General features: G+C 27.4%; 11 protein-coding genes. 1 reads left to right on the top strand and 10 read right to left on the bottom strand.

The features are described from left to right. Positions 1 to 422 (bottom strand): transposase (locus KQI36_RS16330; RefSeq protein WP_216451823.1); only part of this gene is annotated, 422 nt, incomplete at its 3' end. Positions 423 to 821: 399 nt separating this feature from the next. Here KQI36_RS16330 and KQI36_RS16325 point away from each other — a divergent pair. Then, positions 822 to 1,511 (top strand): hypothetical protein, encoded by a 690-nt coding sequence (locus KQI36_RS16325; protein WP_216451822.1) that lies wholly within the window; start codon positions 822 to 824, stop codon positions 1,509 to 1,511. A gap of 57 nt (positions 1,512 to 1,568) precedes the next feature. Here KQI36_RS16325 and KQI36_RS16320 read toward each other — a convergent pair whose 3' ends face one another. The 9 genes from KQI36_RS16320 to KQI36_RS17930 all read right to left on the bottom strand — a co-directional run bounded on the left by KQI36_RS16320 (position 1,569) and on the right by KQI36_RS17930 (position 17,498). Continuing rightward, positions 1,569 to 2,288, bottom strand: coding sequence for a hypothetical protein (locus tag KQI36_RS16320; protein WP_216451821.1), 720 nt, complete (start codon positions 2,286 to 2,288; stop codon positions 1,569 to 1,571). Positions 2,289 to 2,748: 460 nt separating this feature from the next. Next, positions 2,749 to 3,720 carry a TIM barrel protein gene (locus KQI36_RS16315; protein ID WP_216451820.1) on the bottom strand — a complete coding sequence of 324 codons (972 nt, stop codon included), beginning with the start codon at positions 3,718 to 3,720 and terminating at the stop codon, positions 2,749 to 2,751. 177 nt (positions 3,721 to 3,897) lie between these two features. Continuing rightward, a complete protein-coding gene (locus tag KQI36_RS16310) occupies positions 3,898 to 5,040 on the bottom strand; it encodes an adenosylcobinamide amidohydrolase (RefSeq protein WP_216451819.1) in 1,143 nt (380 codons plus the stop codon). A 32-nt stretch (positions 5,041 to 5,072) separates the two neighbouring features. Continuing rightward, positions 5,073 to 8,825, bottom strand: coding sequence for a cobaltochelatase subunit CobN (locus tag KQI36_RS16305; RefSeq protein ID WP_216451818.1), 3,753 nt, complete (start codon positions 8,823 to 8,825; stop codon positions 5,073 to 5,075). A 43-nt stretch (positions 8,826 to 8,868) separates the two neighbouring features. Then, positions 8,869 to 12,618 carry a magnesium chelatase subunit H gene (gene bchH, locus KQI36_RS16300; RefSeq protein WP_216451817.1) on the bottom strand — a complete coding sequence of 1,250 codons (3,750 nt, stop codon included), beginning with the start codon at positions 12,616 to 12,618 and terminating at the stop codon, positions 8,869 to 8,871. 35 nt (positions 12,619 to 12,653) lie between these two features. Then, positions 12,654 to 13,442: an ABC transporter ATP-binding protein gene (locus KQI36_RS16295; protein WP_342357406.1), complete on the bottom strand. Its 789-nt coding sequence runs from the start codon at positions 13,440 to 13,442 to the stop codon at positions 12,654 to 12,656. A gap of 30 nt (positions 13,443 to 13,472) precedes the next feature. Continuing rightward, positions 13,473 to 14,486, bottom strand: a complete 1,014-nt coding sequence (locus tag KQI36_RS16290; RefSeq protein ID WP_216451816.1) for a FecCD family ABC transporter permease — start codon at positions 14,484 to 14,486, stop codon at positions 13,473 to 13,475. Further along, positions 14,476 to 15,525, bottom strand: a complete 1,050-nt coding sequence (locus tag KQI36_RS16285; protein ID WP_216451815.1) for an ABC transporter substrate-binding protein — start codon at positions 15,523 to 15,525, stop codon at positions 14,476 to 14,478. Before KQI36_RS16285 ends, KQI36_RS16290 begins: the two co-directional genes overlap by 11 nt. Positions 15,526 to 15,563: 38 nt before the next feature. After that, a complete protein-coding gene (locus tag KQI36_RS17930) occupies positions 15,564 to 17,498 on the bottom strand; it encodes a magnesium chelatase subunit D family protein (RefSeq protein ID WP_342357405.1) in 1,935 nt (644 codons plus the stop codon). Positions 17,499 to 17,510 lie beyond the last annotated feature (12 nt).

The raw sequence follows: 17,510 nt of genomic DNA, 5'->3' as shown, positions 1-17,510 counted from the left end.
CTTGAAAATTTATAGGTTTCTGGAGCATTTCTATATCCTATAATATCTTTTGGATTTCTATGAATGTATAATGATGCTGCTATTAAATATCCATCACTTTCTATTATGGTACTTTCAAACCTTTCTTTATATAATGTTCCATTTGATCCTTTTTTCTTATTATAATAAAATGTATATCTTTCTTTTATACTTTTCATAATAACTGATATATCCCCACCATAAGAATCCACTATGAGGTGCACATGCGTATCCATTAAACAGTAAGCATATATTTTAAACTTATATTTCTCCATACTTTTTGATAATTTGTCCATAAACATTTCTTTATCATAATTATCTTCAAACAAGGGTTTTGCTTTACATCCTCTTATCCTTACATGATATATTGCATTTTCTGTTTTCACTCTTGCCTGTCTAGCCAAAATAATTTCACTCCTAAAATAATTGTTCTTATATAGAGCTTTGACATCATATAAATATTTAATCATTTTATTATATTTGTTTGTGAATAACTCTATTTTAAACTATTAATAAAATATTTTCAGAATTAATTTAAATTTAATTTTTTTAATCTATTAAGTTTATGCTTTTGCTACTTTTAAAAACAACTATTTTATAGCTCTAATGCGCTACAATTAAAATTTTATATTGTTTCATTTGTTTTATTTTTACCAATAATTGTTTCTTAATTTTATATTTTTCAATATTTTTAATGTAATATTAAAAATTTCAAAAATAAATCTTTACTTTTTTATATTTCATATGTTAATATTTACATGTTGTTACATTTTACAACATTATTCTTAAGGGGGATTTATTTAATGAAAAAATTGAAAAGTTTAATTTTAGCTAGTGTTGCAATTGCATTACTTACTTTTACTGGTTGTTCTTCTAATGGAGAAACTACAAAAAATGAGGATGCTATTAAAACTGTAGCACCTATGGAAGCTAACTTTGATGTACAAGAATATAATGGAAGTAAATTTACTGCATCAATACCAGCTAATTGGAAAGTAGATGAAACTATAGTTGCTCCTCTTGTTATGTTTTTTAATGTTGATGAGGCATCTGATGCGTTTACTCCTAACTGTAACATTGACATCTTAGATGTTCCTAAAGCTTCTCTTGATAATACTGATATGGATGAATACATCAAAACTATAAAAGAAGGATTTGAATCTCAACCAAAATCTGGTTTTACTGTAACTAATTCAGAAGTTATAGATCTTCCAACTGGAAAAGGTGCTTTATTAGAATTAGATTGTAATATTTCATCAGAATCATTTGAAGCTTTAGAATCTAGCGACATTGTAGATAAAAGCTTATTAGAAGAACTTAAAACTAATGGCACTTTAGACCAATTAAATGAAGCACTTAGTACTAAACAAATTCAAATTCATATACCACAAGATGATAAAATGGCTATAATGACATATTCTTTCAATACAGATAGTACTGCCAATAATAAAGAGTTAAGTACATACATAGCTCATCATATAAAAATAAAATAATATCTAAAAACAAAAGATTCTATTGCCTTTATTCAATAGAATCTTTTTATCATGTATTTATATTTTTTTCTTCTTAACTAAATATATTATTATCATGAAAATAACTCCAACCCCTATAAACAATGAAACATACACATTAGGAGTCTCTTTTATAAGCAACTCTATGTTTTCCTTCTCTATGCCATTTTCACTACTATTCGCATTTATAAATGTTACATCTCGTGAAGAATCATATACTAATCTTCCATTACAATATAATTTATTTTTATCTGTTTTGAATTCTGTTTGATTTCCATTGCTATTTACGAAGATCTTTAAAGCAACAGCATCCTGTTTCAAACTATAATTTCCTTTTATTGAAAGTACATTTAAATTTTTATAATTATCTGAATCAACATGATATAAACCATTTATAATTTCAAAGTTTTCATTTTGTTTTTTATTAACAGATGCTAAAACATAATCTCCATTTCTTATTTTACCCTCTTCTAATTTATTTTCGCAAAATAAATTATAAACTTTTACATTCTCGATTTTCACTTCTCCTCTTAATGGTATTTGTTGTACTTTTGCTGAACTCATATCTTTAGAACTACTTATTTGATTCTTTACCTTAACAGTTATAGTATCATCTTCCATTTTAGTTACTTGTCCAATAATAATTCCTTGCTGATTATTATGCATTAAATTATATATTTCATCAGAAGCAAAAACTTTTGAATTATAAAAAAATACTATACTAATACTACAAAGAATTAAACTAATTTTTTTTATCATAATACACCTCACATTTACCGTAATTTTTATAATTTTTAAATTTAAATTTAAAATTACGTTTATTATTACCCAGGAAATTCCATATCATATATTAGAAAATTTTTCTTTGATTCTTTCTTATTAATAAATAATTCAATTATAAATCATTTTTTCCTTTTTATTACATAATTTAATTTTATATAATAAATAAACTATATAACTAGTGATAATCCTAGGTATATAGTTTTATAAATTTAACTTATTAATTTATATATATAGTTTTTCAAAACAAATAACTGTTTAAAGTTATGGTTATGATTTTTATAGTTTTTTTTAAATTCCTTAAATAATTTTAAATCCCCAACTTAAACGCCCAAAATAGTGAGACATGCTCCGACTCAATTAGAATTTAACACTACATTTTGCATAAAAATATTTTAAAGTTATTGAATAAATTCAAATTGGAGCTTGTTTCCTTATATTATTCTAAAGCTTTATTTTGAATTTTTATATAATTATCTAATTCGTCTAAAGATCTACTTATAAACTCATATGTTAGATATTTTAAATTCAACTTATCTATTACATCTTTTATATCTTTACAATTAAAAGGTTTATGTTCATCTATTTTTATTATATGATTGTGTATTTCTTTAAACATTCCATCTATGGTAAAATCCACATCATTATTAGAAATCTTTTTAATTTTTCCCTTTACATAACTACCACTTTCTGAATAATTAAGGTGCATTCCTTTTATAAACTCTCTTGATTTTTTAAGATTATTTAAAACTTCATTTATGTAAATAATAGACTGATCCATATTCTCTATATCTCTATTAGTATTTAATAAATGACCAGTATCTAACAATATTCCTTTTTTATTATATTTTATACTTTTAATAAAATTATAAGTTAATTCATCGTCTAAAAGTGTAAGGCCTGGCCACCATAAATTTTCAAATAAAATTTCTATATTAGTATTTAAACCTTTAAAAATTTCATTTACAAGTTCAGAAGTAGCATCTAAAACCTCTTTATCATTATACTTAAATCTATAATTATAGCTTGATTTTAACTCTACATGTGATACATGAAACACAACATATTTAGCTCCTATTTCGTCTGCTATCTCTATTTCTTTTTTATATTTTTCAACTAATATATCTTTATTTAGTCCGCCATAGTACATTTTAATTGTATCTTCATCTTTAAATTGCTCTTTTAAGCTATCCATATCCTCTTTCCAAAAATCAATCCATATAGGATAATAAGATAAGTGTACTCCATTTATTAATCTTTTAGGTATAACGTTATCATCCCACTTATTAACACCCAAAAGTTCAATTCCTTCTAACTCATTATTTTTTAAAAATTTTTCTATTTTTTTAAAGTCCCCATCATACCTTGCTAAATCATATTGATAAGTGGACATACTCATTGATTTTATCATTTTTACCCCCAAAATTAATCTTATTTAATATTTGTTACTTTATAAATTTTTTTACACTAATAATTTTAAACTACATTTATGGAAATGTGTATTAATATTTACGTAAAAATGGCTTATATATTGTAAAAGCCATTTTTATTTATTTTTTAATCCTTATCATATCTATATAAATATACTTTAATTACCTTTATTTTCTCCACAAATAATAGCTATTATAAGTACAAATTTATTTATAAGGTTTAATATTATTTCCTCTTTACAGTCATTATCATTTATTTTTATATCACCGTGACCAATTAAGGGATTATCCATATTATAAAGTCCACATATTCTTTCTAGTATAAATTTACATTCTTTTACAACCTCATTTTCTGATAAGAGTTCCCAATCTAACTGATCTATAAGATGTGCATATACAGAAGTTAATGTTACCAAATCATCTTCTCTTTCTATTGTATGAATGTTATGAATGAACCCATGTTTTAAAAGTGGATTTTCTATTTTTTTATGTAAAGAAATTTTCTCATACTTTTCCCAAATGATCTCTTCATTTATATTGAATCTTTTCATACGTTGTAAAAAACTATGTTGACTCTCACCACTTAATCCAGTTTGTTTATATAAAGCTTCTTTTACTGCATTTTTAACTGACTTGCCTATTAACTCACCAAGTTTAAAATGTTTTCCCGCATTAGTAAGTTTATTTTCTAAATTAGAATTACAAATAATAATTGTCCCATCAGTTCCCGAACCAGTTGCAAGTCCTCTTGAATAATTGCTACCTGCCATTAATTCTTGTATTGCTGCAGTTTTAGCCTCTGTACAAGTTACCATAGCTCTTGTAAGTGCTCCTTCAGTTAATTCTTTATTTATAACTAAAATTATATTTATAGTTCCAAGCTTTATCATTTCTGATTTATTATTTTTTTCGTGATAATAAGCAGGATCTCCAACTCTTCCACCATTTACTTCAATACCGCCAGTTACTATAGCAGTAACAACTAAATCTTCAAAACTCTCAGTTTTTATGGATGCATTTTCCATTGATGCTGCTGTAGAAATTCCTGTTGTATATTGTGGATCTAAACCAAGTTCCTGCGCAATAACTTCCATATGCTCCTCATATGTTGGAGCCTTCATTTTACAAGCTATTCCTGAGCCTGGATTTCCATCATTATTAAACACATATTTTAAATTTTCTTTATATCCACCATTTAAAGGTCCTGTGCTTAATACTTTTCTTTCATCCTTTAAAACAACAACTATACTTTTTTCATATTTGTGTACTTCATCACCTGTTGCTAATTTAAATATCATCATAAAAATTCCTCCATTTTATCTATTGTTTTTAATTATATGAAAATCTTATTAATATTTTTTAAATTATCACTCCAACTTTCAATGTCATCACTATTTAAAACTTCAATCTCGCCACCTTGAATTTCCCCTTTAGAGTTTTCTGATAGTTCTTCCATATCACCTTCTATTTTAATATAGCTTTTTCTTAGTTTGTCTAAAGTTTCTTTATCTGCATTCCATTTTTTTCTCTCATAAAGTTCTAAAAATCGTCTTTCTATTTCTTCTAGTGCAAATTTATTATTTTCATTAAACCACTTAATCATCTTTTCATCGTTTATGTATAAATTTACTAATTGATTAATATCTTTATCACCAATATTTTGAGAAAGACACTGCCAATCAAATACACTTTGAATTCTTCTCATAAATTCTGTTGCACCTATATACCCATTTTTCTTTATATTTTCCTTCCATAAAGGATTAAAGAACGTTTCATTCATAGTTTTTTTAATCTCTTCACTTAACGCAGATATTCTAACATTATCCTTATTTTCTGATGTTCCATAATACTGCCTCATTTCTTTTTTATTAAGAAGTTTTTTAACTACATTAAACCCTCCTTGTACAGAAGCTGTAAATCCACAAGATAAAAGATCATATCGCTTTGAAATAGTAGTATCATAAGAAATATCTGCTCCTTTAATATTCTCAACAAATTCATTTTGTGCCATGCACCCATTCAATTTTTCACCATAAGCATGAGAAGAAAAATATACAAATACATTTCCTATATCTTTTTCATTTTTCCATGCACTAGCCCTTAATGCAAGATCAACTCCAGCACCATAAGTTCCAGGTTTATCTCCAAATACTCTTATAGTTGAACGTCTTTTTATATCACAATCTTCATTTAATGCTTTAAGTGCATTTGCAATCTGAAAGGTATTTTTTTTAACAAAATTGCTCTTAAAACTTTCATTAAGTGATGATGCAATAATTACAGCTTTATCTATGAGATTTACTGCATCAGGATACGAATCTCTAAGCACTCCGGAAATTCTTACTGTTACATCAATTCTTGGGCGTTTAAGTTTTTCTAATGATATAGGCTTTAAATCAACTACTTTTCCATTTTCATTCCATACTGGAGTTATCCCCATTAAATATAAAATTTGTGATAATTGTTCTCCCTTTGTCATAGATATATCTGTAGATATCATATTCATAGCTACTTTTTCAGGAAGTTTGCCTTCATCTTGTATATATTTTTCTATAAGCTTGTCTGCTAGTTGACATCCTATTTTATAGGATTCCTTTGTAGGAATTTTCTCGCAATCCATCAAATAAAAATTTCTTCCTGTTGGAAGTATATTTTTAAAATCTTCCCAAGGCATTCCAGAAAGACCAGGCTCTACAAACTTTCCATCTAAAGCTAAAACTAAATTTCCAATCTCATGTTCTATTGATTGTAATTTATCATAAACCTCAATAATTTCATGCCTTAGATTATTTAATATATTTTTTTCAATATGATTATACTTTGAGTCTAACCCATTACTATCAACAATACATTTAAGTATCAATTCCATCATTGTTACATTATAAATGTATTCATTTTCACATAAATCCTTGATTGCTTTAGCATTTTTACTATTATTACCAATATATTCATTAATAAAAGATACACTTTCTTTTAAATTTGGTACTTTCCCTAAAACATGAAGTTTTTCTACTTTGCTATTACTTATTGACTGCATTAAATAATCTTTTAATTTATTTAATCCATCAATAAACATACGTTCGGAAGTTAAAATTTCCTTTGCACCATCTATTTTAGCTATTTCTACTAGTAATTTTTCTTTTAATAATTCCTTTTGATTATTGTTAATAGTTTCTGCTTCTATGTACTCTCCTATTAAGTTTATTATTTTAGAATTTTCAATATCTCCACCAATACAAGAAGGAAGATAATCAATTATAACTGCATTATTTCTTCTTTTTGCTATAATACCTTGTGTTCCTGCCCCTGCATTATATACATATATATTAGGACTTGTACCAAGAACAACATCTGGATAGCATCTATTAGATAATCCATTAGTTTTCCCAGGTAAATATTCAAGACTTCCACCAGTCCCTACATGAATTATGGCATTTGCTTTCATTATTTTTTCAACATACTTATAAGTTGCTATATATTGATGTGGTGGTGGACATTTAGGATCATGAAGTATTTTACAGACTTCTCCTGTGCATTTAGCACCATAACATCCTCTTTTAGGTTGTACCATAACCGTTACATTTTTAAATTTAATTCCAGTTATAATTAGCTTTTCTTTAAAAACCATACCTTCACCTGGAGGTTTTCCCCATGTATCTTCAATTTCTTTTATAACATTTCTATCTAACTCTTTGTAAAATTCAAAATATCCACAGCTATTTTTCAAAGGCATTTCATATATTGCCCCACCAGCTTCTATGATATCTTCTACAGAAGTCCACCTAAAATCTTGATAGGCCTTTCTCTCCATTATTATTTTATGAAGCATTCCTCCACTTTCAGGTATATCTTCAATATCATATCCGTTTTTCTTAAGCTCTTTTAATATATTTACAACAGTTTCAAAAACATCTAAACCTGCACCTAACCCAATAGTTGCTTCAACACCAGAGCATGGAGCATTATGAATAAATAGTGCAACTTTTTTTTGTTTATTTTCAATATGTCTTAATTCAATCCATTTTAAAACTCTACTTGTAAATCTATCTATTCTTTCCTCAATAGGTGTATTTATTCCTTTTTTATTTCGACATCCTATAATAATCGGCTCTGTCATTCCCATCATTTCAGGACTAGTAAAAGCCCAAGGAATCTCCATTGAAACACCACTTAAATTTTCTCTCCAAGTTTCTTCATCTTGAAAATTACTTATAATAGGCCTAAAAATAGGGATATTCATATTTTTAAAATTTTCAACAGCATTATTAAATATATTTTTATTTTCGCCATTTCCTAAAGCAGCAACCATTTGAAGATTTACTAGCCCATCTATTATTAAATTACCATCAATAGAAAAATAATTTTTAATAATACTACTAAAATTTTTTATTTCACTTTTATTTTCTGTAGAAGCATAACTAAATACCGTTATAACTTTAACCCCTAATGCCTCAAAAGATTTTATTAATGCATTTTCTACTTTAGTATTATTATTATTCCAATTATGTCTATGAGTTAAGATTCCTATCCACTTGTAATCAGCTATATTTCCTTTTTTTACATACCATTTTGCATAATCTTTAAATGATTTAAATGTTTTTTCTGTATCCTTATGAAAGATAGAATCAAAAGGTACTTGCTCTGGCTCTGCAATAAATTTCTTGCAACATTGCTTTTCACTTAAAGAGAGATTTAAAAAATTATATGATATATAATAAAGTACATTAATAAAATTTTTTATCCCTCCATAAGTAAAATAAGTAACAATTTTAATTGCATTATCTAAACCTATGTTAAAAAAATTTTCTTCTATAATTTCTGTGCCAATAGGTATTAAAGGAACTTCTTTTATTTCTTTTTTTAATTTAGTGAAGTATTGATTTATTTTTTCATCTGTAGTTATATTACTTAACATTACAGCACTTGCATTATTTTTAATAAAATTAATGGTTTCATCTATTTCATCCTTAGTTATTTTAGTTTTATCCCAAAATATTATATCCATAAATTCTATATTTTCAGATGCTCTTTTTAATTGGTTTTTTATAAAATCTCCACCTATTACTACAATAGTTCTTTTGTTCACATTAGCCCCCTCCTAAAGTATTTTTTATATTTTCTTTAAATAATTATTCTTGCGTATTTTCTATATTACTTTCTAACTCTAGATATACATCTCTTAGTTTTTCCATTTGACCTTCACTTACTTTCCAATATCCTCTTTTTTCATATTCCATCATCCATTCAACTATAGTCATATATGCATATGGGTTGTTGTTTTCTAATCTTTTTCTTAAATTTTCATCTTCAATATATCTGTCGTATAAATCATTATATATCCACTGCTCTACACTGTTAGTAGTTGCTGCCAACCCTAGTATATTTTCAAACCTATCAGCTATCTTTTGAGCACCATGATATTTATGCTCTAGCATACCATCAATCCACTTAGGATTTAAAACTCTAGTTCTTATTCCTCTATTTATAGATTTATCCACAGTTTCAGTTTCTACATTTACCCCTGTTGTATCGCTTATATACATAACTGGCATTGATTTTTTAACTATATTAATAGCTTTAGAAAGTCCTCCAAAAAATTCATAATAATGATTTAAATCTGTTATTTCATATTCATGGTTACTTCTAACCTGAGACACTACATCTACAGATTTTAAGTTATTTTTATATAAATTTTTTATTTCTTTTCCTCTAAAATTTTTACTATAAACATATCTTAAACTATCTATAAAATTTTCTCCTATATCATCTTCATCTTCCCAAGCCTTTGTTTCTAATAATTCAGTTACACCTGTACCATACTGTGCCTCTTTAGGTCCAAATATTCTAGATATAGAAAGTTCTTTTGCATTTTCTTCATCTAATCCATTTTTTCTTAAATTTTCATATATAATCTTTGAGTTCTTTTTAAAATAATTTTCTTCAATGTTTTCATCTAAACTAGATATTCTCTCAAATATATCATTTAAATCCTTCATTAAATTAGGAAACATATCTCTAAAAAATCCACACATATTTATAGTTACATCAATTCTTGGTCTTTTTAAATCTTCAATTGGTATTATTTCATAAGAATGTTCAAAAGAACTACCTGTTTTCACAGGTTTAACTCCTAGGTAATATAGTATTTGACCTATAGTTTCTCCACCTGTCCTAGAAGTTTCAAGACCCCAAAGTATTACTGCTGTACTTAATGGGTATTTTTTATTTTCTTTATAGTATAATTCTATAGTTTTTTTTGCTATAATAGTCCCCCTTTTATAAGCTGTTTCTGTAGGTACCAGTGTTGAATCAAATTGATATAAATTATGTCCTGATGGCAATATTTCAGGATTTCTAATTATATCTCCAGCTAAATTCGCATTTAAATATTTTCCTTTTAATCCTCTAAGTAGTCCATGTATTTCAAAATTATTCTTAATATTCAAGCTAATCCCAGCTCCATATTCTATAGATTTAGTTATATCTTCTATAGTAGATTTTTTTAATTTTTTATTACATTTATTTAAAAAATTTAAATTTCCACATTTTTTATAAGTATCTAAAAGCCATTGCACTTCTTCATCTAATTCAGTTAAAACTTCCGTAGAATTTTTTTCTAATAAATTATCATAATCTAAACCTTTATTTTCACAGAAGATTCTTCTTAAAGATTTTATGTTTTCTCTATCATATCTAAGAATAAACTTAATATAATTAGCTAATTCTTCTTGGTTATATCCTTCTCCAAATATATGGAATCCTTTAGGTATTAAGGAACGATTCATTCTATAAATTTCTTTTTCTAATTCCTCTAGAGTCTCAAATTTCATATTAGCAACTTTTGCTTTTTCTTTAATACTTTTTAGCACTTCACTACATCTTTTGGGATCTAATTGCTTACACTGATGATATTCTTCAATATCCTTTTGAATAGACAAATATTTTTCATAAAGATTTCCCTCTATAAAAGCCGGTGGGCTATAACTTATCATAACAGCATTACTTCTTCTTTTAGCTATCATAGCTTCTGCTGGATTCCCTATGTAATATAAATACAAATGAGGTATATCATAAATCATCATATCTGAAAAACAATCTTTTGACATGCCACATTCTTTTCCCTTTAAAAATTCTATAGTTCCATGAGTTCCAACGTGTACAATTACATCTGCCTTAAATTCTTCTTTAATCCATTTATAAAATGCTATATATTGATGATGTGGAATATATGATTTGTCATGATAAACTTTATATATATTTTCATGAATTCCTCTAGATGGTTGAAGTCCTATAAAAACATTTTTATTTATTATCCCTGGTATTAGAAAATCCTCTTCTACAGTCATAACATTTCCAGGCGTTTCACCCCAAGTTTTAATCATATCTTCATAAAGCTTTATTTTTTTAATATCTTTTTTATATTTCTTAGAATTATACTTTATTATTTTATTAATATTTTCTTCTGATATCCATTTCCCGGAGTTAACTATTTTACCTGAAAACCTCTCTATTAAATTTTCACTTTTTAAGCTTTCTGTATCATAACCTTCACTTTTTAATATATTTAATATGTTTTCTACGGATTTAAAAGTATCTAAAAAAGCTCCTCCAAATAAATTGTCTTCGCCGGGAGGATAATTGTAACATATTAAAGCAACTTTCTTATTCTTATTAGGTTTTTCTCTAAGTTTAAGCCAGCCTTTTATTCTGCTTATAAGTTTTTCTAATCTATCTTCTATTATTGTTAGTTCATTTAACTCTATGTTAAATTCCTCATTTTTCCCATTGCATTTCATTGCACCAATAGGATAAGTCTCAATAGCTCCATCTAATTCAGGAAGCATTACTGATATTAAAAATTCAGTTGAACTTATTCCTTGATTGCTTTCTATCCATTCAGATACTGTTCTTTTAGTCATAAAAAAAGGATGTAATAACGGGGCTTCTATACTGTTTAAAACATCTAAAGCTTTTTTAGCATCTCCTCCCATTGGTCCTGCACCTAATCTAAAGTTCATAAAATTTAATATTAAATCTACCTTTTTACCACAAGCATCTTCTAGAATATTTTTTAGTTTATTCATATCTAAGTTCAGAATACTAGAAAATGCTATAGGTACAACATTAGTAAATTCTCTTATTCTTCTTGCAACTTCTTCAATACAATGAGATGTTTTACAAGGATAACTATGACCATAAAAAATCAAAGCAACTGTAGGAAATTCTTTTTTAAAACCATATTTCTTTACATATTCATTATAATTCTGGAAAAATTCCATAGTTTCTATATTACATATACTTATATTTTCTCTTTTTAAGGGCTCTACTGGTTTTGGCAATCCCTTATGTTTTCCATAATCTCTTAATAACAAAAGTATTAAATTTTTCATATCTTCAAAAGTAGCATTATTCCAATATGTTTTTATATTTATATAGTTTTTCATATGATTTAACTTTCCAAAGGGCATAATTTTCCCTATAGTTTTTGTCATATCCATCATTTTTTCTATGGATTTTCCGTCTATATTTTTACTGCTTTCTTTGCATTGATTCATCTGAATATTTTTTGAAGTTAAACTTCCAAGTTTCAAATATTCTCTCCCCTGTCTACCTATAACAATTATTTCTCCTTTTGCCCTTTTTAATGAATCATATACAGTCACAACATTCTTTTCATAACTTCCCATCAAATCTATTATTGTTATATCAGAGTCTTCTATATCTACCACCATAGTTTGTAAATTTTCTTTTTTCATAGGCTTAGACACATAATATAATTTTAAATTTAATATATTATTATAGTTTTTATTAACATACTTAGAAACACTTATAAGTTCTTTAAATACACTTGTAGAAACAGAAACAATAGTAACCTTCAAAACGCTACTCCCCCTTTACTAAATTACTTATATATTTAATTCACTAAAACTTCTTTAGGATATATAATTGGTTTTTTTGTGTCCTTATCTTCATTTATATAGGCTTTTAACCTAAATACTTCTTTAAGCATATTATCATTTATAATCTTAGACGGACTTCCTTTTTCGTATAAATATCCATTTTTAATAACAATAAGCTCATGTGAATATTTACACGCTTGATTTATGTCATGAAGTACCATTACTATGGTTATTTTTTCTTTTTCATTTAAACTTTTAATAAGATCTAAAAGTTCAAGCTGATAACTTATATCTAAGTAGGTAGTAGGTTCATCTAAAATAAGAATTGATGGTTTTTGAGCTATAGCCATTGCAATCCATGCCCTTTGCCTTTCACCACCTGATAAAGTAATCACTTTTCTATTTTTCATTTCATTAAGTCCTGTCCTACTTATTGCCCAATTTATTATTTCTTCATCTTCTTTTGTAAATCCTGAAAAAATTTTTTTATGTGCATACCTACCATAAGATACCAATTCCTTTATAGAAACATCATCTGGACACACATTGCTTTGTAAAAGTGTTGCCATAATTCTTGCTAAATTTTTATTTTTAAATTTATACACATCTTTTCCATTTAATAAAATCTTACCTTCATTTGGTTTTAAATTTTTACTTATAGTCTTGAGAAGAGTAGTTTTCCCACATCCATTAGGGCCTATTATAGATACTATTTTTCCACTTTCTATATTAAAATTTATCCCTTTTAATACTTTTTTTCCTCCATAACTAACTTTCAAATTTTCTACTCTTAAAACATTCACAATATCACCCTTATTAACATTTTTTAATTTTTATCTTTGTCTTCTTAATAAATATAAGAAAAACGGTGCTCCTAAAAGAGCCATTATTATTCCCACTGGTATTTCTATTGGTGCAAAAATAGTTCTTCCTAAAGTATCACAAAACACAACTATAGCCGCTCCTAAAAATGCTGATCCAGGAATTAAATACTTATAGTTGCTTCCTAATATAAGTCTTACTGTATGAGGAATTACAAGCCCTACAAAAGATAAAAGTCCTACAACAGACACAGCACTAGCTGCAAGCATTGCTGCTATAACAACAAGTTCAAATCTTACAAATTCCACATTAATTCCCAATCCTCGTGCTGCATCATCACCTAAAACTAGTATGTTCAATCTTTCTGCCATTAGAAATGCAAGTATTATACCTACTATTGTATAAGGTAAAATCATATACACTTGAGGCCAACTTTTTGCAGACAATCCACCATTCATAAACATTATAGCTCCATGAACTCTTTCACTAAAAAACACCATAAGTGCAGATATACCTGCTCCTAATACTGCTGATACTGCTACTCCAGCTAATACTACCCTCATTGGCTGTATACCATTTTTCCATGCCAGTATATACACCATAATAGCTGCTATCATTGCTCCTAAAAATGCTACTGGTGGAACTAAATACTGATATTGTGGAAAAAGTATTAATATAATTATACCGGTAAGCCCAGCTCCAGAAGATATACCTATTATCCCTGGATCTGCAAGTGGATTTCTCATTACCCCTTGTAAAATAGCACCAGAAATAGATAAATTAATCCCTACTAATATTCCTACAATAGTTCTTGGAATTCTAACATTCCATATTACAAGCCACTGTGGGTCTAAATTATTATGACATTTTAGTATATCTATTATACTTTTTATAGATATATCCATAGAGCCATATATGTTTCCTACTAAAAATGCAACTATACTTAATCCTAAAAAAATCATTATCATAAATACTTTGTAAAAACTAGTGTTATTTTCTTTAATAGTTTTTAAACTATTTTTCATTTAACTCACCATATATTTCTGGGTATACTCCTTTAGCCATAAATTCTATTCCATCTACAAAATTTTCTCCTGCATTATATAAAAAATATTTTTGAGGTAAATATACTATTTTATTGTCTTTAACTGCTTTTAAATTTTTCCATACAGGATCACTTCCTAGTTGCTTTTCTATTACTTCTTTAGCCATTTCATCAGATTTCACCATACTCGTTACTAAAATAACATCTGGATCTTCCTTAACTATTTCTTCAATACTAAATGGAATAGCTTCATCTCCCATTTTCTCTGGTTTTTTTCCTGACGCTATATTATTTAATTTTAATATTTCTGCAACATTTCCAGCTATACTATTTTCAAGTTTTACTGATATATCATTAGATGTAGCATATAATATAACTATTTTTTTAGACTCTTTGGGAAGTTTTTTTACTATGCTATTCTTTTCTTTATTCATATTATCTATAATTGCTTCTGCCTTATCTTCATTTCCAACTATTCTTCCCATTATTTTTAAATTCTCTAATACCTCATCATAAGTTTTCATTTGTAAAACCAAAACTGGTATATTACTTTCTTTTAGTGTAGGTACTAGCTTATTTTGTATTCCAAACTGAGCAATTACTAAATCTGGCTTAAGTGAAATTAGCTTTTCAACATCTGGATTATAAACCTTACCTATGGTTGGAAGATTTTCAGCTTCCTTTGGTGCAGGACTTCCTTTAGATAAGTTAGGAGTACAAATAGATTCTCCTCCTACTGCATATAAACTTCCTAAGAAGGTTGATGATGCTGCTGCTATTTTTTTAGGCTTTTCTTGTAATGTAACTTCATTTCCCATCATATCCTTTATAACAATAGGGTATCCTTTACCTTCAGACATAGTAACATTACCTTTTGACCCTATATCCTTATCCTTTATATCTTCTGACATAGTTGATTTAGTGTTATTTTCCATCTTATTATCATTTTTATTGACACCACATCCAGTTAACCCAATAGATAACACCATTATCAGTGCTAATATTTGTACCTTTTTCATCCCTTAATTCTCCCCTTTTCTACCTTTAATTTTTCATTTTAAACACATTCCCTTATAGCACCTGCTATTTCTCCTGCTTCTAAATCTTCTAACTTATAATATTCTGCATCCATAGCCTGTGCAATTTCTTTAGCAAGTCCTAACTTTATAAAATCTTGCTCTGTGTCTATAACTATAGTTTGTATTCCTTCCTTAGAAATTATATTTGCCATATTTATAGCTTCTTTAAAAGGATCTCCTTCGCTTTTTGAAGAATTTGCCCTTCCATCAGATACAAGAACCATAACTGGAACCATATCAGGATCTTTCTTTTTATGTGCTTTTAAAATTTCATACCCTTTAGAAAGACCTGATGCTAATGGAGTTTTTCCTCCTGTAGGTAATGCTTTAAGACTTTTTTCTGCAAGTTCTACACTTCTAGTAATTCCTAGTAAAACCTCAGCCTCTTTTTTTCTAAAAGCTATCATACCTACTTTGTCCCTCTTTTGATATGCATCTGTAAGAAGAGATACTATAGCACCTTTAACTGCAGTCATTCTCTTTTTTGCTCCCATAGAACCACTAGCATCAACAATAAACATTATAGTGCTTCCTGTTCGTTTTTCTCTTACCTTTTCTCTAAAATCATTTTTATCTATTGCAACAGCAAGTCCATGTTTTTCTCTTACTTTCTGATATGGTGCAGCTGCTCTAAGAGTAGCATCAAAAGCTATATCTTTTGGCTTTTCCTTTGGAAGTGTATATCTTATGTATCTTCCCTGAGCTAAGTCTGTTTTTGTTCTACTTCTTTTTCCACTACCTCTACGTTTTTTTCTATCCATAGTATGAATATTTAAAGATTTTGCTGTAAATATTCTTCCAATATCGTCTACAACATCATTTTCACTGCTATTTTCCTTATCTTTTTTTTCTTCATTTTCTGAACCTTCTTTACCATTACTTGTATCTTTATCACTATTATCTTCTTCCTTTTGGTTAGAATCCTGTGATTCAGTATCATTCTCAGTTTCTGTTTGCTCTTTATTATCACCTTGATTATTCTCAACTTGATTTTTTTCTAAATTATCATCATCACTTTCTTGGTCTTCATCATAATTTTCCTGTGGCTCATCTTTAGATGGAACCTCTCTCACCCTATGTGGAAGAGCTAATTTAGCTGCCTCTTTAATATCATTATCAGTTATATTTTTCCTATTTTCAAAAGCTGCAATGGCCTTGGCAGTTTCTATAATTACAAGTTCTGCTCTATGTCCAGAACAATTTGCTTTTTTAGAAAATTCTACCGCAAGCTTCATTACATTTTCTGAAACCTCAACTTTTTCTAAATATTCTTTTCCTTTTAAAATTTTATTTAGAATTTTATTAGATTCATCTTTCCATTCATTTATATATTCAATTGGATTTTCTTCATATTTTAATCTTCTTCTAATTATTTCTTTTCTTTCTACTACATTGTTGCTACCCTTAACATCTAAATATAATCCAAACCTATCTAAAAATTGAGATCTTAAGTTTCCTTCCTCAGGATTCATAGTTCCAACTAAAACAAATTCCGACTTGTGTCTATAAGATATTCCTTCTCTTTCAACAGTATTTATACCTAATGAAGATACCTCCAAAAGACAATTAATAATATGTTCGCTTAAAAGGTTGACTTCATCTATATATAAAATATTTTTATGTGCTTTTTTTAATATTCCTGGCTGAAAATTTCTTTCACCTTTAGTTATAGCTTCTTCTATGTCAATTGTTCCAACTAACCTATCCTCTGTTATATTTAATGGTAAGTCAACAACTTTCATATCTTGCATAAGTTGAGCTAGTCCTCTTACAACCGTTGACTTTGCTGTACCTTTTTCTCCACTTATTAAAACCCCACCTATAGATGGATTTATTATATTTAAAATAAGAGCCTTTTTAACTTCATCTTGTCCAATAACTGCAGCAAAAGGATATATACTATTTTCTATCACCTAAAAGCACTC

It is taken from the genome of Clostridium senegalense, from assembly GCF_018916625.1.
Taxonomy (GTDB): Bacteria; Bacillota; Clostridia; order Clostridiales; family Clostridiaceae; genus Clostridium_J; species Clostridium_J senegalense.
Note: the sequence above shows the minus strand (reverse complement) of the source record. Positions and strands in the feature narration are given on the sequence as shown.